Source organism: Halocatena marina (genome assembly GCF_023276375.1).
In the GTDB taxonomy this organism is placed as follows: domain Archaea; phylum Halobacteriota; class Halobacteria; order Halobacteriales; family Haloarculaceae; genus Halocatena; species Halocatena marina.
In genome coordinates this window covers 2303386-2327618 of sequence record NZ_JALLPK010000001.1, presented here as the reverse complement: position 1 = coordinate 2327618, position 24233 = coordinate 2303386, and the positions used below count along the sequence as shown (strand labels likewise).

General features: G+C 55.5%; 29 protein-coding genes and 1 pseudogene. 14 read left to right on the top strand and 16 right to left on the bottom strand.

The features are described 5' to 3' along the window. Positions 1 to 145: 145 nt before the first annotated feature. The gene (locus tag MW898_RS10555) at positions 146 to 910 is read left to right on the top strand and encodes an MBL fold metallo-hydrolase (protein ID WP_248907023.1); all 765 of its coding nucleotides are present in this window, start codon (positions 146 to 148) and stop codon (positions 908 to 910) included. Between the two features lie 47 nt (positions 911 to 957). Here the strand turns inward: MW898_RS10555 and MW898_RS10550 are convergent, their stop codons facing one another. After that, positions 958 to 1482 carry a GNAT family N-acetyltransferase gene (locus tag MW898_RS10550; protein WP_248907022.1) on the bottom strand — a complete coding sequence of 175 codons (525 nt, stop codon included), beginning with the start codon at positions 1480 to 1482 and terminating at the stop codon, positions 958 to 960. Positions 1483 to 1686: 204 nt separating this feature from the next. Between MW898_RS10550 and MW898_RS10545 the strand changes: the two genes are divergently transcribed. Further along, on the top strand, positions 1687 to 2115 hold the full coding sequence (locus MW898_RS10545; protein ID WP_248907021.1) for a GNAT family N-acetyltransferase: 429 nt from the start codon (positions 1687 to 1689) through the stop codon (positions 2113 to 2115). A gap of 279 nt (positions 2116 to 2394) precedes the next feature. Here MW898_RS10545 and MW898_RS10540 read toward each other — a convergent pair. The 5 genes and pseudogenes from MW898_RS10540 to MW898_RS10520 form a co-directional block, all read right to left on the bottom strand. Continuing rightward, positions 2395 to 2514 (bottom strand): annotated as a pseudogene (locus MW898_RS10540) (phenylacetic acid degradation protein PaaI); the annotation flags it as partial. A gap of 115 nt (positions 2515 to 2629) precedes the next feature. Beyond that, positions 2630 to 2893 (bottom strand): type II toxin-antitoxin system RelE family toxin, encoded by a 264-nt coding sequence (locus MW898_RS10535; protein ID WP_248907019.1) that lies wholly within the window; start codon positions 2891 to 2893, stop codon positions 2630 to 2632. Further along, positions 2886 to 3161: a ribbon-helix-helix domain-containing protein gene (locus MW898_RS10530; protein ID WP_248907018.1), complete on the bottom strand. Its 276-nt coding sequence runs from the start codon at positions 3159 to 3161 to the stop codon at positions 2886 to 2888. The genes MW898_RS10535 and MW898_RS10530 overlap by 8 nt, the downstream gene beginning before the upstream one ends. Before the next feature lie 169 nt (positions 3162 to 3330). Continuing rightward, entirely contained in the window at positions 3331 to 3723 is a 393-nt protein-coding gene (gene paaI, locus MW898_RS10525; RefSeq protein WP_248907017.1) for a hydroxyphenylacetyl-CoA thioesterase PaaI, read from the bottom strand. A 119-nt stretch (positions 3724 to 3842) separates the two neighbouring features. After that, on the bottom strand, positions 3843 to 4583 hold the full coding sequence (locus tag MW898_RS10520) for a class I SAM-dependent methyltransferase (protein WP_248907016.1): 741 nt from the start codon (positions 4581 to 4583) through the stop codon (positions 3843 to 3845). A gap of 116 nt (positions 4584 to 4699) precedes the next feature. Here MW898_RS10520 and MW898_RS10515 point away from each other — a divergent pair, with 116 nt between their 5' ends. Beyond that, positions 4700 to 5713: an LLM class flavin-dependent oxidoreductase gene (locus MW898_RS10515; RefSeq protein ID WP_248907015.1), complete on the top strand. Its 1014-nt coding sequence runs from the start codon at positions 4700 to 4702 to the stop codon at positions 5711 to 5713. A gap of 15 nt (positions 5714 to 5728) precedes the next feature. Here the strand turns inward: MW898_RS10515 and MW898_RS10510 are convergent, their stop codons facing one another. From MW898_RS10510 to gatD, 3 genes are all read right to left on the bottom strand, one after another. Continuing rightward, entirely contained in the window at positions 5729 to 6112 is a 384-nt protein-coding gene (locus MW898_RS10510; protein ID WP_248907014.1) for a PaaI family thioesterase, read from the bottom strand. A 73-nt stretch (positions 6113 to 6185) separates the two neighbouring features. Further along, positions 6186 to 7157 carry a GNAT family N-acetyltransferase gene (locus MW898_RS10505; protein WP_248909752.1) on the bottom strand — a complete coding sequence of 324 codons (972 nt, stop codon included), beginning with the start codon at positions 7155 to 7157 and terminating at the stop codon, positions 6186 to 6188. A 14-nt stretch (positions 7158 to 7171) separates the two neighbouring features. Beyond that, a complete protein-coding gene (gatD, locus tag MW898_RS10500) occupies positions 7172 to 8416 on the bottom strand; it encodes a Glu-tRNA(Gln) amidotransferase subunit GatD (protein WP_248907013.1) in 1245 nt (414 codons plus the stop codon). 169 nt (positions 8417 to 8585) lie between these two features. Between gatD and MW898_RS10495 the strand changes: the two genes are divergently transcribed. Further along, on the top strand, positions 8586 to 9038 hold the full coding sequence (locus tag MW898_RS10495; protein WP_248907012.1) for a DUF8526 domain-containing protein: 453 nt from the start codon (positions 8586 to 8588) through the stop codon (positions 9036 to 9038). Between the two features lie 9 nt (positions 9039 to 9047). On the opposite strand, the gene MW898_RS10490 is transcribed toward MW898_RS10495, so the two are convergent. From MW898_RS10490 to MW898_RS10480, 3 genes are all read right to left on the bottom strand, one after another. Then, positions 9048 to 9728: an ArsR/SmtB family transcription factor gene (locus MW898_RS10490; protein ID WP_248907010.1), complete on the bottom strand. Its 681-nt coding sequence runs from the start codon at positions 9726 to 9728 to the stop codon at positions 9048 to 9050. Positions 9729 to 9783: 55 nt separating this feature from the next. Further along, entirely contained in the window at positions 9784 to 10791 is a 1008-nt protein-coding gene (locus MW898_RS10485; RefSeq protein ID WP_248907008.1) for a hypothetical protein, read from the bottom strand. Positions 10792 to 10883: 92 nt separating this feature from the next. After that, complete coding sequence (locus MW898_RS10480; RefSeq protein WP_248907007.1) at positions 10884 to 11567, bottom strand: DUF1405 domain-containing protein; 684 nt, start codon at positions 11565 to 11567, stop codon at positions 10884 to 10886. A 132-nt stretch (positions 11568 to 11699) separates the two neighbouring features. Between MW898_RS10480 and MW898_RS10475 the strand changes: the two genes are divergently transcribed. Beyond that, positions 11700 to 12044, top strand: a complete 345-nt coding sequence (locus tag MW898_RS10475; protein ID WP_248909751.1) for a DUF5802 family protein — start codon at positions 11700 to 11702, stop codon at positions 12042 to 12044. A 144-nt stretch (positions 12045 to 12188) separates the two neighbouring features. Here the strand turns inward: MW898_RS10475 and MW898_RS10470 are convergent, their stop codons facing one another. The 3 genes from MW898_RS10470 to MW898_RS10460 all read right to left on the bottom strand — a co-directional run bounded on the left by MW898_RS10470 (position 12189) and on the right by MW898_RS10460 (position 13399). Then, positions 12189 to 12401, bottom strand: a complete 213-nt coding sequence (locus MW898_RS10470; protein ID WP_248907004.1) for a hypothetical protein — start codon at positions 12399 to 12401, stop codon at positions 12189 to 12191. Between the two features lie 141 nt (positions 12402 to 12542). Beyond that, complete coding sequence (gene hisH / locus MW898_RS10465) at positions 12543 to 13244, bottom strand: imidazole glycerol phosphate synthase subunit HisH (RefSeq protein WP_368409068.1); 702 nt, start codon at positions 13242 to 13244, stop codon at positions 12543 to 12545. Further along, positions 13241 to 13399, bottom strand: a complete 159-nt coding sequence (locus MW898_RS10460) for a hypothetical protein (RefSeq protein WP_248909817.1) — start codon at positions 13397 to 13399, stop codon at positions 13241 to 13243. The genes hisH and MW898_RS10460 overlap by 4 nt, the downstream gene beginning before the upstream one ends. Before the next feature lie 239 nt (positions 13400 to 13638). Here MW898_RS10460 and radA point away from each other — a divergent pair, with 239 nt between their 5' ends. The 5 genes from radA (at position 13639) to thrS (ending at position 19537) form a co-directional block, all read left to right on the top strand. Then, the gene (gene radA, locus MW898_RS10455; RefSeq protein ID WP_248907000.1) at positions 13639 to 14673 is read left to right on the top strand and encodes a DNA repair and recombination protein RadA; all 1035 of its coding nucleotides are present in this window, start codon (positions 13639 to 13641) and stop codon (positions 14671 to 14673) included. A 167-nt stretch (positions 14674 to 14840) separates the two neighbouring features. Beyond that, positions 14841 to 15854, top strand: a complete 1014-nt coding sequence (locus tag MW898_RS10450; RefSeq protein ID WP_248906998.1) for an N-acetyltransferase DgcN family protein — start codon at positions 14841 to 14843, stop codon at positions 15852 to 15854. Beyond that, positions 15851 to 16882, top strand: a complete 1032-nt coding sequence (locus MW898_RS10445; RefSeq protein ID WP_248906996.1) for a dipeptide epimerase — start codon at positions 15851 to 15853, stop codon at positions 16880 to 16882. Before MW898_RS10450 ends, MW898_RS10445 begins: the two co-directional genes overlap by 4 nt. 158 nt (positions 16883 to 17040) lie before the next feature. Beyond that, the gene (locus MW898_RS10440) at positions 17041 to 17541 is read left to right on the top strand and encodes an HTH domain-containing protein (RefSeq protein ID WP_248906994.1); all 501 of its coding nucleotides are present in this window, start codon (positions 17041 to 17043) and stop codon (positions 17539 to 17541) included. A 58-nt stretch (positions 17542 to 17599) separates the two neighbouring features. Beyond that, entirely contained in the window at positions 17600 to 19537 is a 1938-nt protein-coding gene (thrS, locus tag MW898_RS10435) for a threonine--tRNA ligase (RefSeq protein WP_248906992.1), read from the top strand. An 84-nt stretch (positions 19538 to 19621) separates the two neighbouring features. Here thrS and MW898_RS10430 read toward each other — a convergent pair whose 3' ends face one another. Beyond that, a complete protein-coding gene (locus tag MW898_RS10430) occupies positions 19622 to 20455 on the bottom strand; it encodes a PspA/IM30 family protein (protein ID WP_248906990.1) in 834 nt (277 codons plus the stop codon). A gap of 85 nt (positions 20456 to 20540) precedes the next feature. Here MW898_RS10430 and MW898_RS10425 point away from each other — a divergent pair, with 85 nt between their 5' ends. The 4 genes from MW898_RS10425 (at position 20541) to MW898_RS10410 (ending at position 24230) form a co-directional block, all read left to right on the top strand. Continuing rightward, positions 20541 to 21182 carry a dienelactone hydrolase family protein gene (locus MW898_RS10425; protein ID WP_248906988.1) on the top strand — a complete coding sequence of 214 codons (642 nt, stop codon included), beginning with the start codon at positions 20541 to 20543 and terminating at the stop codon, positions 21180 to 21182. 158 nt (positions 21183 to 21340) lie between these two features. Further along, positions 21341 to 22984, top strand: coding sequence for a glutamine hydrolyzing CTP synthase (pyrG, locus tag MW898_RS10420; RefSeq protein ID WP_248906986.1), 1644 nt, complete (start codon positions 21341 to 21343; stop codon positions 22982 to 22984). Beyond that, positions 22984 to 23901, top strand: coding sequence for a glutamine-hydrolyzing GMP synthase (guaA, locus tag MW898_RS10415; RefSeq protein ID WP_248906984.1), 918 nt, complete (start codon positions 22984 to 22986; stop codon positions 23899 to 23901). The genes pyrG and guaA overlap by 1 nt, the downstream gene beginning before the upstream one ends. Next, positions 23901 to 24230 (top strand): DUF7126 family protein, encoded by a 330-nt coding sequence (locus tag MW898_RS10410; protein ID WP_248906982.1) that lies wholly within the window; start codon positions 23901 to 23903, stop codon positions 24228 to 24230. The genes guaA and MW898_RS10410 overlap by 1 nt, the downstream gene beginning before the upstream one ends. Positions 24231 to 24233: the final 3 nt, after the last annotated feature.

Genomic DNA, 24233 nt, shown 5'->3' with positions numbered 1-24233 from the left:
AGTGGGGTACTACGAGTTGTCTTTCTCCGAATCAATGTGATGACTGATGAACTCTGTTCAGGCCCGAGATGTCGGTATTTTGTATAGGATTGGCAGTTTTTCTCAGGGCACAATGATTTTTCCGTCGTTCTGAACTGGGTAGTGCATGCGATGTACGTTGCTTGGAACTGCCGACGTGACTGGTGTCCCGCCTCCTTTTCGAACACTAGCTGATGCGGACGCAACAGCGCGTCGTCGTCGGAGTGGTGTTCTCATCGAAACTGAGACGACAACACTCCTGATTGATGTTCCGCCGGAGTTCCACGAAGGGCTTCGAGAAGTCGGTGTCCGTACCGTGGACGCGGTCCTCGTAACTCACTGGCACCGCGATCATATCGGCGGAATAAATGATCTAGCGCTCGCTGCTCAGATTCTTGATTTCGCACTCTATTTGACACCAACCGCACAGGATCGATTTGTTCGGGAGATGCCATCTCTCACTGATGCGTTCACCATTCAGGATCTGATGCACGGTGAGCCAATCACGGTGGGCGATCTCGAAATTACGCCAATCCCGGTCGCTCACGGTCGCCCGGAGTCAGATACGCTCGGCTTTCGATTGGAACGGGAGACAGAAACGATGGTGTATGCGCCAGATTTCGCCAATTGGTGCCCCGATATGAAAGGCGGTGGAGCATATACGGACGCTGATCTTGCGATTCTCGAAGCCACGCCAGTGGTTGCCCCAGAGCTACTCTCGACGGATAACCCGCCCAAAAATCCGGTAGCGAAAGCAGCGGCTTCCCGAACAGTCCTGACGCATGTCAATGAGTATGTGGTTGAGAAGTCTACGGCAAAGTTAGAAGCGATAGTGACAGAGGCTGGCTACGAATTGGGTGAGGATTTTGCCAGCTATACAGTCGCATCATGATTTCATTTCATATACATTGAGTAATGTCGTCACAATCGAGCCGACGGTCACCCATCGACGCTGGTGGTTAGTGTCTGACGGAGTGGTTCAAAACCCAGCTTTTCATAGAAGGCGATAGCACGTTCATTGTCTACATCGACGTCGAGTGTGAGGTTGGCACATTCCTGCTCACGCGCCCGTGCTTTGGCACGCTCGATCAGATCGTTGGCGAGACCAGTACCACGGTAGGGTTTACGAACATAAATATCACAGACAACGAGCCGATCGGGACGGTCGAAGACGCTCGACGACTCGTCAATATCGGTCGTAATGAATCCGACAAAATCACTATCGATATCGGCGGTGATGTGGTTGTTCTCGTCGTGTGACCCCTCGACAGCGACCCACGCTCGGTAGCTCTTCGCTTCGTGGCGATCGAGCCGCCACTCAAGTTCTTCCGTTACGAGATCGACATCATCGACAAGCGCGAAATGGTCGACGATCGCTTCAAGCTCGCGGTTGTAAGGGAGCCAAAGATCTTCGATATAGCGACGGACGGCAGCCTCGTCGGCAGGAAGTCGAAGAATGTCCATAGACCTGTATGCGTATTTATATGATGTAACTCTGTTGCTCTGAGTCAGCGAAGACGTACGATAATTTCCGATGACAGATCCGTCATATAACTGTAACACGTCTGGTGAAGGAGGGTGCAACGGAGAGAACTGGTATAATGACAACCTGCTCAGAACCACCGCTTCACAAGCAGCGTTTTACTGAGCTTCACAACAGTTGGTAGTATGGTCTCCATTGAGCAGCTTACGAGCGAACAAGAGTGGCGAGCGTTCTATCCTGTTGTCGATGGGTTTTGGCCCGTTGACACAGTGAACCAGCACGTCGAATGTCTGCGGACGATGACTGCGCAGGGCTATCGAGCATTCGGGTTGACTACTGAGCAGCCAGTGGCGTTTGCAGGAGTGTACGTGCTCACATCCCCGTGGTATGGGACGTTCACGTGGTTAGTCGATCTCGTCACGCACCAAGATCACCGGGGTGAGGGATGTGGCACGCGACTGTACGAGGCTGTCGAGACGTGGTCACGTGAACAAGGATGCGAGACAATCGTTTTGGCGTCAGGAGTAGAGCGCACCCGAGCTCACCAGTTCTACGAACACCACGGCTTTGAGGCGACCGAATACTGGTTCGAGAAGTCGCTCGTCACCGACTGACTTGTCTGGGGAGACAGAAACCAATGAACTATGGATTAGATTACTGGCAACACCGCGTACGACTCGCTGTCGGGTGGAGGAATATCCGTTATCCGGCATATTATCGAAGTTCCATTGCCTAATCTATCGCTGTGGTTCGGCTGTGCATAGACGGTTGTTCGTATATGTGACCACGCTGGCGTCAATGACGCTGAATACGATTGCAACGAACGAGTCACCCTGCACTGAACCCGACAATCGGAACGTCTCTCGTTTTCATCGACAGCCCAAACGAGTTTCTCACAGTCGGTAAACTCGTCCCCGAAATGTAGCGACACGTTCGTCCTCGGCCGTAACGCGAACCTCGTACTCGGCGGTTCGATTCGTCCGGTGTGTCTCCGCAGCAGTCGCAACGAGTGTCGTTGCTTCGGCGCCAGTGAGGTCGATACTATGCTCGAATAGAACGTGTCGTTCTCGATTCACTCGCGCAGCTCGTTGGGCGCATCACATGGATCTTCGGTACCAATCCGATCGGTTAGGGCGGGAGATGTCGATCGTACACGTTTCGGCGGTGGCCGACTGCCTCGACACGAAGAATATCGGTTTCTCTCTCCCAGACGATAATCGCACGATAGTCGCCAGTACGGAGCTTGTAGTATGGAAATCCGGAGAGAGGAACGAGCCGGTGTTCAGTCCACTCTGTGGCTTCGCTTATCTTGTTCATCATCCGATCGGCGACCTGTGGATCCAACTCGCTTAAATGTTCGAGGGCCTGCTCAGTATACTTGACGTCAGTCATCCAAGCCCAGTCGTTCACGGGCCTCCTCAGCTGACACCGTCTCGCCCTGCTCTGCCTGCTTACGACTCTCTTCGAGATCGTCGAGTGTCTCCTTCGAGAGGGTAACTGGCGGGTTTATCCAGTCTCGCAGCGCATCGCGAACGGCCTCGGATCGAGAAGTGTATCCTCGCCGCTCGTATTCCTCATCGATCCGTTGTAAGAGACGTGCCGGAACCCGGACATCGATCTTTTCGGTGCCGTCATCGGAGTCATCAGCGTCGGCACTCATACAGTGTGAGACGTACGTCTCACACATAATCCTTCGGTAACAGTAAACAGTCCACTTCAGAAGTCGTGAGTGGTGCCTCCAATTCATAGAATATATTATAGTTGGTTCTATCATACCAACGGGGCAGTATCGTTCCATTCTCCTACTTAAACATACTGAGGGTAACCAGTCAGGGTCGGTAAACTCGTCCCCGAAATGTAGCGACACGTTCGTCCTCGGCCGTAACGCGAACCTCGTACTCGGCGGTTCGATTCGTCCGGTGTGTCTCCGCAGCAGTCGCAACGAGTGTCGTTCCCGTTTCAGTGGCAGCGAGATAGGAGACGTTCGTTTCGAGCGCAACAGCAGTGTCACCGTGTGAGTTCGAGGCCGCAGCGAATGCGGCGTCGGCGAGCGCATAAAGTGCGCCACCGTGGGGCGTCCCGTGGAAATTTAGGAGTTCATCAGTGATCGTCAGGCGCGTTTCGGCGTACCCCGGTTCGAGAGCAGCGAGGTCGATGCCGAGCGTCGAACAGAACGGGTCGTTCTCAATTCGCTCGCGCAGTTCGTCAGGCACATCGCTCATGCGCTTTCGGTACTGGTCCCACCGAGATAACAGTCCTCGAATATCAACGAAACGTGATAACCGAAGTGGGTGGTCGTTCCGTGGATGATTTGAACCGGTCCCCCGTCTCGCATCGCTGCTTACTCTTTTTCGAGAACCGCGACGTAATCTGGCGAATGTTCGCTCTCGATCGTTTCTGTAACGTCCCACGCTGTCGGCGCGACTAGCTCACGCATCGTCTCTGGCCCGACGAACAGATAGTCGTACCATGGGGTTGCGTACTGTCCGTAGCGAACTCGCATTCGAAGTGCGCCCGGAAGACGACCACGCTCGCGGTTCAGATCGTGATACGAGAGATGCGCTGCATTGTCGGTCGCTTCCGGATCCCTACTCTGAGCGATGAGTCGTGCGTCGTGCGTCGTAACGCGTGCGAGTCGACCGAGTATATCCGGGGCCTTTGATCGCGTCCCGACGAGTCCGAAGTTGTTCCCACAGAGGAGGACGCTATCGAATGGATCGTCAATCTCGTGGTCGATATCAGCAATATCGAGCAGGCGCGCCTTTCGGAGTCCTCGCTCGCGGCAGATCTCGACCGCGCGCTGTGAAACGTCAATCCCGGTCACCCCATAGCCCTGTTCTTGCAGATACAGCGAGACTCGCCCCGCGCCACAGCCCACATCCAGCACGCGGCCCGTTGCGTGCGCCATCGCTGCTTGCATCTGTTCGGACCACTCGCTGTGCTGTGTGAAGTAGTATCCAACATCGGTCGCATCGAGATAGCCGTCGTCGCGTTCGACGAATTCGAGAGCACTCTCACCAGCGTGATGCGCTTTGAGCGCGCGACCAAACGCATCACCGGTTTTTGGTGTATCATCGAGCATAGAACTGAGATTGGATGCACCAGTAAAACCAGCACCGGTGGTGTGTCACTGGCCAACACAGCGTTTCGACACGCAGTTACCTCAGGTACTATGCGGGTGGGCCATCGATCAGAGATATGGACATCGGCACCGGTTTGTTCACCTGCCAGCGTCGACCCGATGACGACCGATCGATGGACGAACTGTACCAAGAACTGCTCGAACTGGGCCGGGCCATCGATGACGCCGGTCTGGCAAGCGCGTGGGTTTCAGAGCATCACTTCGAGGAAGACGGCTATCTGTCCGGCGTAATGCCTTCTCTCGGGGCACTCGCCGCTGTCACTGATTCCGTCGAGATCGGGCCATGCATTGCGCTGTCGCCGCTGTATGACGGCGTTCGTCTCGCTGAAGACGCTGCGACGGTCGATCTGCTCTCAAATGGTCGGCTCACTCTCGGGTTGGCCATTGGGTCGAATCCCGGCGAATTCGACGCATTCGGTATTTCGCCGGATGAACGCGTCGAGCGTCTCTCCGATCACATCAATCTATTGCGCGGTGCGTGGTCACCTGGGCCGCTCGAATACGACTCTGAGTTTCATGACATCTCTTCTGATGTGACCGTCACACCGAAACCAACCCACGATATTCCGATCATGCTCGGTGGAGCAGCAAAGCCCGCTGTTCGGCGCGCTGCCCGCACAGCGGACGCGTGGTGTGCGCCTTCGTCGCTTTCGATTGCTGGTGTCAAAAAACGGGTCGAGGACATTCGACGCGTTCGCGCGGAAGAAAACATTGCGGGTGAGTTCACGATCTACGTCCTCCAGCACGGGTTCGTCGCACCAGACGGGGCGAAGGACGACGAGGCGTGGGAACAGATGAAAGACGGCTACTTCTACATTCAGCGTCGGTACGCCGAAATCTTCTCTGGAGAATCGGTCGATGAACTTTCGGCTGAACGGCGATCGGAGTTGAAAGAACAGGCAGTTCACGGTACACCAGATCAGGTCATCGACGAACTCGAACGCTATCGAGCAGCACTCGGCGACGATATTCACTTCATACTTCGTACATACTACCCCGGTATTGGCACCGACGCCATGCGCGAGAGTATCGAGTGTCTCGGAGAGCACGTTGTCCCACACTTTTCGTAGAACAAGAAGACGGCGTTATCCTGTTTTGTACACTCCTCGTGCGTCCGCGAGGTGTGTGTCGTCTTCGGCGTAGACATCGACATCGACCACGCCGACATCGCTCCCGCATCGAACGACATCAGCCACCGCGTGGAGATCACCAGTGCCAGCGCTCAGGTAATCGATTCGCATGTCGATGGTCGGGACAGGTTGGTCAACGAGAGAGACGAGCGCGGCCCCACCGACAGTGTCAGCGAGTGTGAACGTCACTCCACCGTGGGCCATAACCCGATCTTGGTTCCACGAAAGGTCCTCGCGCATCTCGATCCATCCTTCTGCGTGTCCGTCGTTCGTTTCCGTCACCTCAATACCGAGCAGTTTCGCAAACGGCATCTCCTCGAAGAACGCTTCGACATCCATGTCCGTAGGTTCAGAGGCCGGTGAGTTAAAACCTGACAGTTGACTGGTGAAGTGACGCGACTGAGAACGGTAGTCAGAACCTATGTGCGCTCAGATCGGCTCCGAGGACGAAATCCGGCTCATCGCTGATTCCGGCCCGAAGCCACGCTGCATCAGAGACGTACTGTACTGTCTCAGGGATGAGAACACGCGTGCGGTCGGCTTGCACGTCGGCAGCGTCAGCGCTAATCGCAGCAAATAGTGATCGTGCAGCCGCAAGATCGTCCCACGCACCGACGCCGTACTCGGCAAACAGCTCCGTTTTTCCATCGTCGTTCTCTCGTTCGTAGGTTCGGGTTCGGTACGCCATTCCACGCACTTCATCCCCCACGACAGCGAACACAGACGTCTCGTCCGCCGCACGGCTGAGATTTGCTCTCGTGAGTTCAGAGAGAGCCCACGACTCGTCCAAATCGAGCGCCAACCCACCGAGATGCTCACGAGCAGCACTGTCCGTCCAATAGCTCCACGCCACAGCAGGATCAGATTCGACACGCAATTCCGATGAGATAGCGAAAGGAGCGCCAGTCACAGTACTGGCTTCGGGTTCTGGATCTTGATCTGGATCTTGTTCGGGTGTTGGATGCGCCCACCGGAACTCCGTGATCGGTTCGAAACCAACACTGCGTGATCCACCGAGCCCGGCGGCGTTCCACGAGAACACCATGTTCCGGCAGACGGTTGCGCCCTGTTCGCTCGCCCACACAAAGAGCGCCTCGTTGAGAGCGGAACTCACGCCTTGTCCACGAAACGCCGGATTGACGCGCATTCCCTGCGCCCATGCCTCGTGTGATGAGAGCATGACTGCCTGACAGATACCAGCGATCTCCTCACCGGCGTCGGCAACAACTGTTCGTTTTTGACCGCCGTCGTCGGCGATCCAATCGTGAAAGACGTGTGGAATGTAATCGCTGCTGTCTCGCTCTTCCCACGTGTTTCGAGTAAACGCCGCGACTTGTTCGTAGTCGTCTGCTCGTACCGGCCTAATGGTTAGTTGGTGGTTCACGCTGCTCACGCTGTTCACGTCCACGGTACTGATCGCTCGGTTATCTCTCCTGCGAGCGATGTTTGCATCGTTTCTCGTACGGACGAGCGGTTGGCGAGTGTCCACATCAGTTTCACCATCGCGGTACCGGGGAGCATGGTTTCACCCTCGATAACGCCCGCTTCGAGTAGATCGCGTCCCGTATCGTAGACGCGATCGCAAACCCGCCCATCGAGACACTGACTCGTCATCACGACCGCTGTGCCGTCGTCGGTCAGTCGCGCAATGTGATCGATGAACTTTGTATTGATGTGTCCGAGCCCTGTTCCTTCGATGACAATCCCTGCCTTTCCGTCACAGAGATCGAGAAACGCTCCATCCATACCGGGTGTGCTCTTGAGCAACTCGACATCGGTTTCGAGATCGGGAGCGATATCGAGCGTGGTCGATCCTCGTTCGTCGTACGGCTGCTGGAATGTGACGGTCTCGGTCGCATACTCTACCTCACCAAGCGGTTCGTTTCCAATCGTTTCGAAAGCATTCCGGCGCGAGGTGTGATCCTTCCGGACACGGGTCCCTCGGTGAAGCGCACACCTCGTATCATTCTCGGTCGCGTGCATACACACCAACACCTCGGCGCAGTCGGACATGGCCGCCTCAACCGCACAGACTGCGTTCATCACGTTGTCGCTGGATGGTCGGTCCGCAGAGCGCTGGCTGCCAGTAAAAACGATCGGAACGGGTGTATCGAGCATGAACGCAAGCGCAGACGCAGTGTACTGCATCGTGTCCGTGCCGTGCATGACAACGACGCCGTCCGCGCCGTTCTCGATCTCATCGTGGACGGCCCACGCAAGATCCTGCCAGATCTCGGGCGTCATATTCTCGCTCAGAATATTGGCAACGACCCGTCCCCGATAGTTGGCCCGTCCAGCCAGATCCGGCACTGCACGCAATACGTCCTCAGCGTCGAACTGAGACGTGACTGCACCGGTCCGGTAATCGACGGTCGACGCGATGGTTCCACCCGTAGAGATGAGCGAGATTGTCGGGAGGTCGGGATCGATCTCGACGACGGATGATTCATCACCATCAACTTCGCTATCGATGTCGTAGACGCCCGAATCGAGCACTTCGACGTGGCTCTCTTCACGCTCGATACCGATGTTGTACCCGCCATCGAGCTTCAAGACGACGTGATCTTCCGTTGTCGAGGGCATACAAACTCCCTCGTACTGCTCACCACTACGCTCGACGCGAATGCGGTCCCCTGAGTCCATAGTGCATCTCTGGGATCGATAACCTCAATACTATCGTTCCTCGCTCTCTCGTTTTGGATTCATTTTTCGATACCACTCCTCACTCCAACGCTTTCCATTCGACTGCGCTATGGGCCGAGACGCTGCACTCGGGACAAAGGAAATATATCTTCGACTCGTGTCTTCGTCCATGAGTCGCACCGACGAACTCCTCCGCGAGGTAGAAGAGGAGACCTCCACTCAGCCCGAAACGAAGTCTGCGTCCCGCCGCACTCGCGCCGTCGATACCGCCCGCCAGATGTTCTCTCCGCGGTATTTTCTTGTTTCTCTCGTCCTTACCACAATTGCGCTGTTCATTGCTGGAGCCATCCCAATCATCCCCGCAACCGGTCTCATCGGTGTCTTCGGTGTCGCGTTCGCGCTTGGAGGATTCAGTAGCGAGCGGCGATATCTCGAAGTCGGTCTTGCAGGCGCAGTAGCCTCAGGCGCGAGCATGCTTTCGAACTATCTTACGCTCGCCGTAGTCGGTCGTTTCGGAATCGAATTCGTCGGTGCAGGAGCGGCAATCGGTGCGGTCGTCGCGCTTCTCGGCTACTACTTCGGCCGAGATCTTCGAGGCGGACTGACAAAAGAGATTGAGTGAGATTGATGATCACTCGACCAAGCGCCAGCGACTGTCCTCACGTTCGATGACGCCGTGTTGAGCGAGATGGAGAAGCGCATCTTCGACGAGTTCTGGTGATGCATCAACGTTGTGGCTGATCTGCTCGATATGGTCTGCACCGTTGGCGAGCGCGGACAACACTTCGGCGTAGAAGCGAGCATCATCGCCTTCCGGCGCTCCAAGCGTCGGTTCGTCGTGGATCCGGCGGGAAATACCATCCATCACTTCTGTCAGTCGCCCTTGAACCCACCGTTGGGCTAGCGATAGCTCACTAGAGAGATCTTCTAATCGTTTCAGTTCGTGAGCGAGCTCGGCCAGTTCGGCCGCTTGATCCGGGTTGGCGATATCGATAGAGAGGTATCGACACCGAGTCATATCCAATCCTCGGCTGGCCGGATAGGCGCTTTTCGTACCGAATCCGTAGGGAGAGACATTTACTTCGAGACGGAGGTTCCGGGCGATCGAGAAATATTTTCTTCGCTGGTCGTCGACGCGAGACTCGACTAATCCGGCTTCCTCAAGCTTGCGCAGGTGATCGATGACGGCCTTTGGGCTGACACCGAGATATTCGCTGATTTCGGTGACATAGCACGGCTTTCGCGCGAGAAGCCTGAGAATGCGCCGGCGATTCTCGTTGCCCAACAGGTCGAGCAGCGCGGCGGAGTCCATTAACCTGAGGTAAGCGATACGTAGTGAAAACCGTGACGCTCTCACCGACCGTCGGCTAGTGGTTTCGTTGGAGTCTCGGTCTCTGATTCGCCATGTGTGTCTTACGTGAATCGACGTTCAACAGACTGATACCGCTATTCTCTGCTGTCGTTGTGATCCGAATCGGTGTGTCTATCGAACTCGTATTATTATCTGTAATCGTGGGTGCTGCCGTTGGCGTGTCTGTCCCGGCTGGCGGTGTCTCGGTCTCTTGTGGTGTCTCCGTTCCTGTTGGATCCTCTGTTGGCGTTTCTGTCTGATTGTTGGGATCCTGTGGTGTCTCCGTTCCAGGCGTTTCCGTCGTGTTGTTTCCGACAGTTCCGTTTCCGCTTCCGTTAGTGGGCGTTTCCGTTGTGTTGTTTCCGACAGTTCCGTTTTCGCTTCCGTTAGTGGGCGTTTCCGTCGTGTTGTTTCCGACGGTGCCGTTCCCACTTCCGTTGGTGGGCGTTTCCGTCGTGTTGTTTCCAGCGGTACCATTTCCGTTGGACAGTCCTGGTGGACAATTTAGTTCCGAACTACCGCCCGGAGAGACATCGACGGTTGTGGATGCGTTTGATACGTTAACAGTGCACGCCTCCTTTCGAAGTGTCGAGAGCTTCGAAGAACGCACATTCGATTTGTTTGCAGTCCGGCTCGCATTACTGATAGATTTACGGAGTTCACTCAATCGAGCACTAAGAGCAGCGTTACGGGCCTGACCAACGCCGTTCTCCCCGCCATTGAGCTGGCTACGCTGATTGCGAATCGATGAGAGTTCCTGTGAAAGCCGGTTCGAGCGTTGTTCGAGCAGTGCGGACCGTTCTGATTTGTTGTCGGCATTTTCGAACGCTGTCCTCCACATCTCTCGCTCGACGGTGCTATCGGCTTCCACTACGCTGACCTGCATGAACGACGAGACAGCCGTTCCCATTGAAGAATTGTCATTTTCCGGCTGTGTTTGGCTACTTGTCGCCGTGCTCAGCGTCGCTCCAGTAGTCGCTACTACGGCAATCACCAATATGATGACGGTGAGGCGACGATCCATTAGATTGTTCGTCTCCGTCCACACTTAAAAGGACAGTCGTCCGTTCGCACCGTTCACGGAATAAACGGTCGAAGATAGCTAGCTAAATTTGCCTAAACAGTCCGTTTGAATCGGTCAAATGAGTGCGCTGCGAGTGCGACTGAAAGCACTGACAGCGCTACAGTTAGGAGTGGCAAAACAACACCGGGATCGACACGGAGGGGTGGGTAGAGATCACACCGACCAAGAGCATTTCCGACTAGTCCGTTTGAATTGAGTAATACACATCCGAAAAAATCACCAATCCAGTAGTCGACAAAATCATTGAAGAGTAACAATACCAGCGAAACTACGAGTGCTCCCCGAGTTGTCTTTCCATAGTTTGGGATGAGATAGGCTTCGCCGACAAAGAGGAGATGTGTGATGAGAATGCCGAAGTACGCCCAGAGTTCGGGATAGTACGCCGAAAACTGAAGGTTAAGGACGAGGGCTGTCCAGAGCCCATACTTGACGAGCCAAACGAACGCCAGCGTGTGTAGATACGCTAGTGGTAGATTCATCGGTGTGTCTCGGAGCCGATAGCCGAGATTCGGTAGGAGGGTCGTCAGTGACAAGAGAGCGAGAAAAACGGCAGTTGGTGAGTCGGCATAGAGCGGCCACGCGAATGTGGATACGGTAGGCATCGTTTCGACGTAATACCGAACGCCGACGAGTACGCCAACGATGTTGGCAAACAGCAACCAGACAAGACTAGGGGGATTTCCGAGATAATACTGTGCCCATCGCTCCGGTATCATGTCCTCTTTCTGATGCTCTTTGAATAAAGTGATGTCGACTCCTTTGTCAGAGTCTTATCTGATTGTGCGTCTGTATAAGTGTACTGCCAAATACTTATGAATGAGAATAACTAACATATTACTGTGGAAAGAATGTTCGAACCATTTTCTCGGGCGTACTACTTCGGTCGACTGTACGTCGAGCCGTACGACGGTGACCGTCCGGTGATGCGTCGCGACCAGCACGAGGAAGTCAATGAGCAGCTCTATACCTCTGGTGTTGGGGTCGAACGACTCGATAATCCACTCGTCATGAAACTCGGGACTCGCCATCTCGCAGTTCATGGTGAATCCGGAATTCCTGACCGAACGCTGGCCGTTCCACAGTCCATGCTCGAAGAGCGTCTGCGAGCCCCGCCGAACCTGCGCGAAGTCCTGCTAGCGAAAGCTGATCATGCTGCCCAACTCGTGCAGATGGGTGCTGCGGCGGGCATTTAGACTGACATTGGAACTGGTGGAGACAGAGTGTGGTAGCTGTCTGGCTGATTCGCTCATACAGCCATCACTAATCGTTCTATGTCTCTGTGTCTCTGTGTCTCGGTGTCTCTGTGTCTTGCTCGGACGATCCGTCGTATCCGTCTCCTATTGGTTGGATGACTGTCGATCTCGCCCCGAAACCACGAGCTTACTCTCTGACTGTGAACCGAGTTGATCGGTGGCTATCTGTTGTTCCATTCGGTCCGATAGCTCGTCGACCGAGCCGTGGAAAAGTTCTTGGAATTCCCCACCTTCGTAGAACATAACCGTCACGCTCTCTCCATCGTCATCCGTGAATGTGGTGGGATTGTTTGGCATACAAAATAAATTGGTTCTTGAACATTAAATGTTGCTGTCCAAAATTGCTATGTACTAAATAGAACTCGGGATCGATACTAATCGTACAAACAGACCGATCTTACAGGGTCATCGATAGTATTGGCGTATTCTTACCGTCTATCAATGCTCAGTTGGTAATCGTTGACCGCCATTGGTGGTGCTTCGAGCGTAGGTAACGAAGTTTTGGAGGATGCGGAGTCCCGCTTCCCCCGACTTTTCAGGGTGGAACTGTGTTCCCATGACGTTGCCTGCCTCGTTCGCAGCGACGGCAGTAAACTTACGGCCGTACTCGCACGACGCAACTGTCTGTTTACTCACCGCAGCGCAGTACGAGTGGACAAAGTAGACGTACGGGTCATCGACGGAATCGACAGCTCCGTCTGTTTGTGATGTCGCTGTGGCCACGTTGTCTGTGATCCCTCCTACAAGCGGGTGTTCACGCTTGGCCGTGAGTTCGTTCCAACCCATGTGCGGAACGTTCACCGAATCGGGGAGGCGCTCGACGCGCCCGTCGAGAAGATCGAGACCCTCCACGACCTCGCCCTCAGGTGCGCCTTCCGTACTCTCGGTGAACATGAGCTGAAGCCCGACGCAGATACCGAGAATTGGCGTATCGGCAGCCTTCTCGATGAGAACGTCGTGAAACGGTTCGGAGTTGCGCATACACTCTTCGAAGGCTCCAACACCGGGCAGAACGAGAGATTCGGCGTCCGAAATCACCGCAGGATCGTCGGACACCGAAACCACGGCACCGGCGCGTTCGAGTCCGCGCTGGAGACTTCGGAGGTTTCCAACGCCGTAGTCGATGATCGTGACATTCACACCGAAACCATCGACCGTGCCACACATAGCCGTTGTCGTCGAGTGCAGGTGTCGGTCACTGTGGAAGTCTGTAGTAGAGCCGAGACAGTCGTGAGACGGATCATCCACGGCGGCTGTCGTTTCCCGATCCGATTGCGTGCTGATTCAAGTGCCATAGGATTCGTCCTCGGAACGCTCCCGTCTGTGAGAACACAGGTGAATTCTCTATACTAAAATATAAATATAATATATATTGAAGGACAGATAAAAGCGACAGTAAGCAACCCACTGAAAGTGATCTCAACACCGCTCATAATGGATTTAGGCTCCGTTTTCGGCCATTTCATTCTGGCCGATATCACTTTCACGGTGCTATTGACGCTGGCTTATCTTCTTGTAGAACCTTTCTCAGTGCATGGCAGCAACCGCGGACTTAGAGCGTCTCCCGAGTGTCGGTCCCGCGACCGCTGACAAACTTATCGAGTCGGGCTTTGACTCGTATCAGGGGATCGCGGTCGCCAGCCCGAGCGAACTCTCGAATACAGTAGACATCGGCGAGAATACAGCGGCAACCATCATCAACGCTGCGCGCGAGGCGGCTGACGTCGGTGGGTTCAAAAGCGGCACGAGCATTCTCGACCACCGCGAGAAGATCGGCTCACTCCGCTGGCTGGTTGAGGAGGTCGACGACCTCATTGGGGGTGGCATCGAAACGCAGTCGATTTCTGAAGTGTACGGCGAATTCGGCGTCGGAAAATCGCAGGTGACCCACCAACTCGCAGTGAACGCGCAACTGCCTGAAGCGCACGGTGGCCTTGACGGACGGGCCGTCTTCATCGACTCCGAGGACACGTTCCGCCCCGAACGCATTGAGGAGATGGTTCGTGGTCTCTCCGAGGAACGTCTCACCGCCCTACTGGAGCAACGGGACATTGCGGGCGATCCGACCGACGAGACAGCGATGAATCTGCTCATCGAGGCAGTGCTCGACAAGATACACGTCGCCAAGGCATTCAACTCGGATCACCAGATGTTACTGGTCGAGAAAGCGCGTGAGATCGCAGCTGAACACGAAGAGACCGAATGGCCGGTTCGACTGATCTGCGTCGACTCACTCACCGGCCACTTTCGTGCCGAATACGTCGGACGTGGCACACTTGCCCAACGCCAGCAGAAGCTCAACCGACATCTCCACGACCTCTCGCGGCTTGCCGTGCTCTACAACGCCGCAGTCCTTGTGACGAATCAGGTCCAAAGCAATCCTGACTCGTATTTCGGCGACCCGACAAAGCCCATCGGTGGTAATATCCTCGGCCACAAATCCACCATTCGACTCTATCTCCGCAACTCCAAAGGCACGAAACGCGTCGTCCGGCTCGTTGACGCACCAAATCTCCCTGATGGTGAAGCTGTCATGCGCGTCGAAACAGAAGGCCTGACGACCGAATAGCCGCCGAACCTGCAAAAGCGAGCCACAGCGGACCATCCGACCTACAGCTTCTGTATAACGGATCTATGCAATATTTGTCACTACTTTCAATTTTCACTATCGATGGTCGGACGAAATGCACAAACAGGAACAATCAAATTAACTACCCGTACAACAAGTGAGCGAGTATGCGACTAGCAATTCTAGCTCATGAAGCATTTCCCGGCCGGGCCAAGACCGCTCAGGGACTACTCCGGTACGGTGAACACGACATTGTGGCCGTCATCGACCGGGCCACTGCTGGCGATCAGGTGAGTGATCACCTTTCCGACGTACAAGAAGCACCCATCGTTTCCAACATCGGTGACACACCAGAGATCGACGCGCTCGTCATCGGTATCGCACCGATCGGCGGCGGCTTTGAGGAAACGTGGCGGTCGGATGTCACTGGTGCGCTTTCCCGCGGCTGTGATGTATGGGCTGGTCTCCATCACTTCCTCGCCACAGACACCGAATTCGCTCGTCTTGCATCGGAGAACGACTGCCAGATCTGGGACGTTCGCCGCTCACCAGACGACCTATCGGTGAGCGATGGTGTCGCTCGGGATCTCGACGCGACAGTTGTCCTCACCGTCGGGACAGACTGCTCTGTTGGAAAGATGACCACGACGATGGAACTCGTACAGGCCGCACGCGATCGTGGTCTCGACGCTGGATTCGTTCCGACAGGACAGACAGGCGTAATGGTTGATGGAAGCGGTATCGTCATCGACCGTGTCGTGAGCGATTTTACCGCTGGTGCTGTCGAGCAGATGCTGCTTGAGCGGAAGAACCACGATTACCTCTTCGTAGAAGGACAGGGATCGATCTCGCACCCCGCGTACTCGGCTGTGACGTGCGGTATTCTCCACGGATCGATGCCCGACGCAATGATCCTCTGCCACGAGGTCGATAAGGAGGTTGTTCACGGATACGAGTCGTTCCCTCTCCGCCCGGTTTCAGAGACCGTTGATCTCTACGAATCGCTCGCTCGTCCGGTCAATCCCTGTCCGGTCGTCGCTGGCGCGCTCAATACGTCTTCGACCGACACCGAAGACGCGCGCGAGCACATCGCTACGTACGAAGACGCGATCGGTGTTCCAGCAACAGACCCTGTCAGATTCGATCCAGACGAACTCGTAGACGTAATCGAGAACCAATGAGCCTGAACACTACGTTCGAGCGTGTTGCCCTGCCACTCGACCATCCGTTTACCATCTCGCGAGAAACGACGAAAACGGCCGAGAACGTCGTCGTTCGCATCGATGATGGCGAACACACGGGGATTGGTGCGGCGGCACCATCGCAGTATTACGGTGAAACGCCCGACACCGTTGAGGCCGTGCTTCCTGATCTCCTCTCGATCGTCGAGCAGGCGGATGATCCGTTGAACAGAAATGCGATCGAACGTGAGATAGCTGCCCGAGTCGGGGACAATCCGGCTGCAAAGGCCGCGATTTCGATTGCGTTGTGCGATCTCGTCGGGAAACGGCTCGATCTCCCGCTCTATCGTCTGTTCGGATTCGATCCGGACCGAACCATCACCTCCTCGTTCACCGTCGGTCTCGACGCGACCGACGTGATGGCAGAGAAAGCGCGAACGGCCGTCGCAGATGGTTACTCAGTCCTCAAAACGAAACTCGGAACCGATCGAGACGAAGAAATCGTTGCAGCCGTTCGGGACGCTGCACCCGAGGCTCGAATCCGTGTCGATGCGAACGAAGCGTGGACGCCACGCGAGGCGGTCGAGATGAGCGAAATGCTTGCCGACCACGACATCGAATTCCTCGAACAGCCGCTCCCAGCAACGAACCCCGAGGGACTTCGATTCGTCCACGAACGTTCAGCGGTCCCAATTGCGCTTGATGAGTCGTGTGTGACGCTTACTGATGTGCCTCGCGTTGCAGACAGAGCCGACATCATCGTTATCAAACTCATGAAATGTGCGGGCCCACTCGAAGCGATCAAAATGATCAACGCTGCTCGTGCACACGGTCTCGATGTCATGCTCGGGTGTATGGTCGAGACAAACGCGGCGATTGCAGCTGCCTGCCATCTCACCCCACTCGTCGACTACGCTGATCTCGATGGCTCGCTTCTCTTGGCCGACGATCCGTACGACGGTATCCCCATGCCGGGTGGAGTGATTGATCTCTCGACGGTTGAGCGACCGGGGACGGGCGCTGAGTGATCGCAACGTCCGGTGGCCGTCACGCTTTTGAGTCCGCAATCATTGGCATCGATTATCGTGTGAATATATATCTAGCCAGTGAATCTTGTTGTGTGGATTGACAGGGAATCGAACAGAGCGAACGTTTTTAATCGTTTATCCCGTGGTGTACAATCAAGATGTCCGATGAAGCCACCTCATCCAGAACGCTAGAATTGTACGTTCGGTCACTCTCATCTAGTGCTGGTGTTCATGTCGAATCGATCATCGATCGGCTCGATATGTTCGCAGCTGAGGGGTATATCAAGGACTTCACTGTCACCGTGTGGGGAGAGCGAATTAGTACTGGATCGTCCGTCGCTCGAACTGATACCGGGGCGTCCCTCCGCCGTCGCATCACCGAGTTCAGACAGTGGGCCTCGCACAACGGTGTGACGCTCGAAGGTGGATTCGAGCAACGAACAGTGCATTCGTCGATTACCGGCGAAACCCACGAGTTCGTCACGCTCCCAACCGTGGCGCTTGCTGCCCGCACAGACGATGAACTCGATTGGGTGGTTCCATCCACAGACGAAACTGAGACCGAGACGACCACTCCAATGGATCGGGTCCAGACAATTGCAACTGAGTGGCAAGAATCCGAAACAATAGATCGAGCAGCCATCCCGAGCGACGATTAAAACGAAACGGTTCGGACGCTCTCAACACACTTATCCTCCATCCTCGGTTTCCTCGTATATGGACGCTATTTCGGTCATCTTACCGGACGATTCTCAACTGTCCGTCGAGGAAGGCGCGACGGTCGAGGATGTTGCCTACGAGATCGGAGCGGGTCTCGGACGCGACACCGTTGCCGGAGTCATCGACGGAGATCTCGTGGATGCACGCACGCCTGTTCACGATGGTGCGCGTATCGAGATCGTCACAGATGGAAGCGACGAGTACATTGATGTGCTCCGTCACTCGGGAGCACACGTCTTTGCACAAGCGCTGTTGCGCCTGTACCCCAACGCGAAGCTCGCTATTGGTCCGTGGACAGACGATGGGTTCTACTACGATATCTACGGTGTCGATCTCGATGAGAGCGCACTCGATCAAATCGAGACCGAAGCTCAGGATATTATCGATGAAGACATTCCGATCGAACGACTCTCTTATCCGCGAGCGGAAGCGTTCGAACTCTACCAAGATAATCCGTTCAAGCGCGACATTCTGGAGACTGAGGCGGCCGGTGAAGATCCAGTTTCGTTCTACCAGCAGGGCGAATTCGAAGACCTCTGCAAGGGACCACACGTCGACTCGACGGGAGAGATCGGCGCGTTCAAGCTCCTTTCAATCTCGTCGGCCTACTGGCGCGGTGAGGAAGAAAACGAGAGTCTCACACGCGTCTACGGCACGGCGTTCGAATCCGAGGACGAACTCGATGCGTTCCTCACGCGGCGCGAGAAGGCCAAAGAGCGGGATCATCGCAAGATTGGCCGTGAGATGGATCTGTTTTCCATCCCGGATCATTCGCCCGGGTGTCCGCATTATCACCCAAACGGGATGAAGATCCGTCGAGCGTTGGAGGATTATATTCGGAATAAGAACGACGAACTCGGCTACGAAGAGGTGTGGACGCCCGAACTGAATAAGGCCAAACTCTGGAAGCCGACGGGACACTACGACACCTTCACCGCCGAAGGTGAGATGTTCAACTGGGAACAGGACGACACAGAGTACGGTCTCAAGCCGATGAACTGTGCGAACCACGCGTCCATCTACGCCAACGAGCAACACTCTTACCGCGACTTACCAATTCGCTTCTCTGAATTCGGCACCGTCTACCGGAACGAACAGTCGGGGGAACTCTCTGGTCTCCTTCGTGTTCGTGGCTTGACGCAAGACGACGGTCACGCGTTCGTCCGTCCCGACCAGATCCGTGATGAAATCGCAGAGACGCTTCGTAGTATCGAAGACATCTATGGAAACTTCGACCTCGAAGTGCTCTACAAACTGGAAACAAAGGGCGAGAACGCGATCGGAAGCGACGAGATCTGGAGCGATGCGACGGACGCACTGCGTGATGCACTCGAATCCGATGATCTCGCATATGATGTTGAAGCGGGCGAAGCCGCCTTCTATGGCCCGAAAATCGGAATCAACGCGAAGGACGCGCTCGGGCGTGAGTGGACGATCGGGACCGTCCAGCTCGATTTCAACATCCCGGAACGCCTCGATCTCACGTACATCGGAGAAGACAACGAGGAACACCGGCCAGTGATGATTCATCGCGCACTGCTTGGCTCGTTCGAGCGGTTCATGGGCGTCATTATCGAGCACTTCAACGGGACGTTTCCACTCTGGCTTGCACCCGAACAGGTCCGCATTCTGCCAGTCTCTGACGACAATATCGAGTATGCACAGGCTATTGCAGCCGAACTCGGTGAGTTCCGCGTGACCGTCGAGGACCGCTCGTGGACCGTCGGAAAGAAGATTCAGACAGCACACGATGACCGTGTCCCGTACATGCTCATCGTCGGTGACACCGAAGAAGAAGCTGGAACGATCTCTGTCCGTGACCGAAAAGAACGAGAACAAAACGATGTCGAGATTGGGGCGTTCAGGGCGCACCTCCAACAGGAACGCGATCAGAAACGAATCGAACCGGACATTTTAGGCTCGACATCTGATTGAGCGACCGAGAACAGGTCACTCAATCGCTTACCGAACAGGTCTGTTATCTCTTCAAGTGTTCGCAGAATTTGTAACTGACACCCATCACGTATTCGAGTCGTCATCTCGCAGCTCTTCCAGTTCGGCCTCAACCTCTGGGTCGGCACTCTCCGTGTCAGAATCTGTTTCAGTTTCTACGGTGGAATCCGTTTCACTCTCGGTTTTGTTTCCGTTTCCCGATTCCTTTCCCATGTCTGAGCGGAGCGTTTCGAGTTCTTTCTCGACTTCCCGGTCACTCGATAGGTTTTCGAGTTCTCGGTCGATGCTGTCTTTATCCGAGAGAGCACTATCGAGCGCGCCCGTCTCCTCCAGCTCATCGAGGGCAGCCGATCGGGCTTCCATTTCCTCGGTTCGCTCTTCGGCTCGTTCGATGGATTGAGAGACGTCTGCCATCTCGTCACCTGCTCCCGTGATGGCTTCCGAGACCCGTGCAGACGCTTCGGCAGCCTCGTAGCGTGCCTTCATCGACTCCTTTTTCGTGCGGAACTCCTCGATACGGTTTTCGAGCTGGTTTTTCTTATCGACGAGAGTATCTTGGGTCTCCTGAAGGTTCGCTATCTGTCCTTCGAGGTCCTCAATCTGGTTCATCTTCTGCTTTTTCTTCTCTAATGCCCGACGAGCGAGGTCCTCGCGGTCCTGATTAACCGCTTCGCGTGCCTGTTCGTTGTGTTTGTTAATGTTTTCTTCAAGACGCCGTCGCTGCATTTCGAGGCGCTTTTTCTGTGTGGTGAGATCAGCGATGCCTTGCTTGACCTCTTGTAACTCGTCTCGCATCTGCTCGTAGGAATAATCGAGTGTTTCCGACGGATCTTCGGCGCGATTGAGGAGGGCGTTGATTTTTGAGCGAATGACGTATGATGTCCGTGAAAGGATTCCCATAATTGGACTATAACGACCCATCCTATTAAAGCACGTACTCATCAACATGATTTATGAACAGTTCAATTGCCGGCAGGAGGGTGCGATGAGCCCGAACGAACCTGTTCTCGTGGGAGGCGCACGCGACGTTCGGGGAACACTCACCGTCCCAGATTCCAGTTCCGAGACGACAGCTTGTGTCGTTGCCTGTCCGCCCCATCCACAGATGGGTGGGTCACGCTCGGATGCCCGACTGACCACAGTCAGCAACGAACTCGCACGCGAAAACGGGAATGGGAATGGGAATGGAGATGGTGGTATTGCCTCGCTTCGATTCGACTACGGTGAGTGGGCCGAGGGTGTTGGTGAGCACACGGATACACTGAACGCCGTTCGGTGGGCGAGCGATCGGTACGACCGTGTCGGTCTGTATGGCTTCAGCTTCGGCGGTACTCTCGCGCTCCTCGCTGGGGCCGAAATGGACGTGGCGTGTGTCAGCGCCCTTGCTCCCGCGTCACGAATCTCAGAGTTGGATGCCGTGGACGCTCTTGATGCCATCGATTGCCCTGTCCAGATTGTCTACGGCGAACGCGATTCGACCGCTGAATGGGAACCGATCGTCGAGCGAGCGCGAGCATTGAACGACACAGTCGAGGGAATGCGTGCCGATCACTTCTTCGTCGGCCAGACTGAGAAAGTCGCAGCACGGGTCGTTGAGTTTCTCAGAACTGAACTGAATATCAGTTAATATGACAGCTGTTGCGTTGATGCTCGGCCTGTTGCTGTTTCTGATATTGCTGTTTGAGTTCACAAACAGCATCGTCTCTTTCTTCTGTGGTACGCTAGATATTCTCTGGTAGAGCGGCCGCCCGAAACCGTTTTCACCAATAATGGCCCACGGTCAGTATGCCGACAGCACCTAGGAGCTACGACCCTTCTTTAGGGAATAAATTCATTTTCGTCACAGGTGGCGTGATGTCGGGGCTTGGTAAGGGGATCACGGCCGCGAGCACCGGCCGGCTACTTTCCAACGCTGGATTTGATGTCACCGCCGTCAAAATTGATCCGTATCTGAACGTTGATGCGGGAACGATGAACCCTTTCCAACACGGGGAGGTGTACGTCTTGAAGGACGGCGGGGAGGTTGATCTCGATCTCGGTAATTACGAGCGATTTCTCGACATCGATATGACTTCTGATCACAACGTAACGACCGGGAAAGTCTACCAGCACGTCATCGAGAAAGAGCGCGCTGGGGATTATCTCGGAAAGACCGTCCAGATCATTCCGCACATCTCTGATGATATCAAGCGTCGCATCCGCGAGGCTGCCGAGGGTCACGACGTCTGCATCGTCGAAATTGGTGGGACGGTGGGTGACATCGAGAGCATGCCGTTTCTCGAAGCAATCCGTCAGTTCGTCCACGAGCAAGATCCGGACGATTTCCTTCTCACGCACGTAACGCTCGTTCCGTACTCGAAAAACGGTGAACAAAAGACGAAGCCGACACAACACAGCGTCAAAGAACTACGAAGCATTGGTCTCCAGCCGGATATTCTCGTCGGGCGGTGTAGCGACCGACTCTACCCCGAAACGAGAGAGAAGATCGCGCTGTTCTGTGACGTTCCGATCGAAGCTGTGTTTTCGAACCCTGACGCCGAGGATATCTACTTCGTCCCGTTGATGATCGAAGAAGAGGGACTTGACGAATACGTGATGGACCAGCTCGGTCTCACAGAGCGAGCGATCCCGAAACCAGAGCGAGAAAATCGCTGGCGAGATATCGTTACCCGTGACAGCGAGCACGAAGTCGAGATCGCACTCGTCGGAAAGTACGCGATGGAAGACGCCTACCTCTCGGTGTATGAGGCGCTCAAACACGCCGGGCTGGAACACCGCGCTGACGTGAACGTCCAGTGGGTGGATTCAGACGAGATGGGTCCCAAACACGAAACACGGCTGAAAGACGCCGATGGTATCATCGTGCCCGGTGGCTTCGGCTCTCGGGGAACCGAGGGGAAGATCGATGCTATCCGCTACGCCCGCGAGAATAATGTCCCGTATCTCGGTCTGTGTCTCGGCTTTCAGCTTGCCGTTGTGGAGTATGCCCGCAATATCGTGGGTCTCGAAATGGCACATTCGAGCGAATTCGACACCGACACACCGTATCCCGTCATCGACCTGCTCCCAGAGCAGTACGACATCGATGATATGGGTGGGACGATGCGTCTTGGAACGTACGAAACGACTATCCAGCCGGGAACGCTCGCCGCCGAGCTGTACGATGATGAGTGTATCGAACGTCACCGTCACCGCTATGAGGTAAATCCCGAGTACATCGCGCAGTTAGAAGATGCTGGCCTGTGCTTTTCTGGCCGGGTAGACAACCGGATGGAGGTTCTCGAACTGCCCGAGCATCCGTATTTCGTGGGAACACAGTTCCATCCCGAGTTCCGATCGCGGCCCGGGCGGGCCAGTCCGCCGTTTCTCGGACTGATTGATGCCGTGCTTGATCGTGACGATACAACCGAAATGGAGGTGACCAGATAATGGTCGACGCTGAGCAGTTCATCGAGGACGCCGTCGAAGAACTCCGCGAGGAGATCGGAGACGCAAACGCAGTTATTGCACTCTCGGGTGGCGTTGACTCTTCGGTCGCTGCCGCGCTCGCCTACGAGGCCATCGGCGATCAACTCATTCCGGTGTACGTCGACACTGGACTGATGCGCAAAGGCGAGACAGACCAGATCCGGGAGACATTCGCGTATATGGAGAGCCTCCGCATCGTCGAAGCACAGGATCGGTTCCTCGATGCCCTTTCAGGTGTCACTGACCCGGAGGAAAAGCGCCACGCAATTGGCGAGCAATTCATCCGCGAGTTCGAGCGCGAAGCCCGCGAATCAGACGCTGACTACCTCGTGCAGGGTACGATCTACCCGGATCGTATCGAAAGTGAAGGAAACATCAAATCACACCACAACGTCGGTGGACTCCCCGAGAGAGTCGATTTCGAGGGCATCGTCGAACCCGTTCGAGATCTGTACAAGGACGAGGTCCGGGATGTGGCTCGCACCCTCGGTCTCGAAGCGATCGTCGCCGAACGGATGCCGTTTCCCGGACCAGGACTTGCGGTCCGCATCGTCGGCGAAATCACAAGCGAGAAACTCACGGTCGCCCGCGAAGCGACTGCTGTCGTCGAGGACGAACTCGAATCATACGAGCCGTGGCAGGCGTTCGCAGCGGTGCTCGGAAAGGCAACGGGCGTGAAAGGAGACAATCGTGTTCACGGATACGTCGTTGCAGTTCGATCCGTCGAGAGTCGTGACGGGATGACCGCCCGAGCGCAGGAACTCGATTGGGAGACGCTTCAGCGCATCCAGAGCCGGATTACGGGAACACTCCCGAACGTCTCTCGCGTGCTCTATGACGTTACACACAAACCCCCTGCGACCATCGAGTACGAGTGATGAACGCTATCGTTATTGGCCCTGATGAAGACGGACTGGGAGATGCACTCGATGCTAACGGCGTCTCCGTCGCGCACGCGGAAGGGACGGCGTCACGAGAACAACTCCTCGATGCGGGCATCGAAACGGCCGACCTGCTGATTGTCACCAACTCCGTGCTCGCTACTTCGATTCCGGTCGCCCGCGAGATCACTCCTGACCTCCGTGTTGTCGCGTACGTCCACGATTCGCTTCCGGAGTTCGCTCGCGCAACGGCTGGACTCATAGTCGATCCCGAGCTGATAGCTCCGGAAACCGTCGCAGACGAATTGATCTCAACCTCACAATAATCG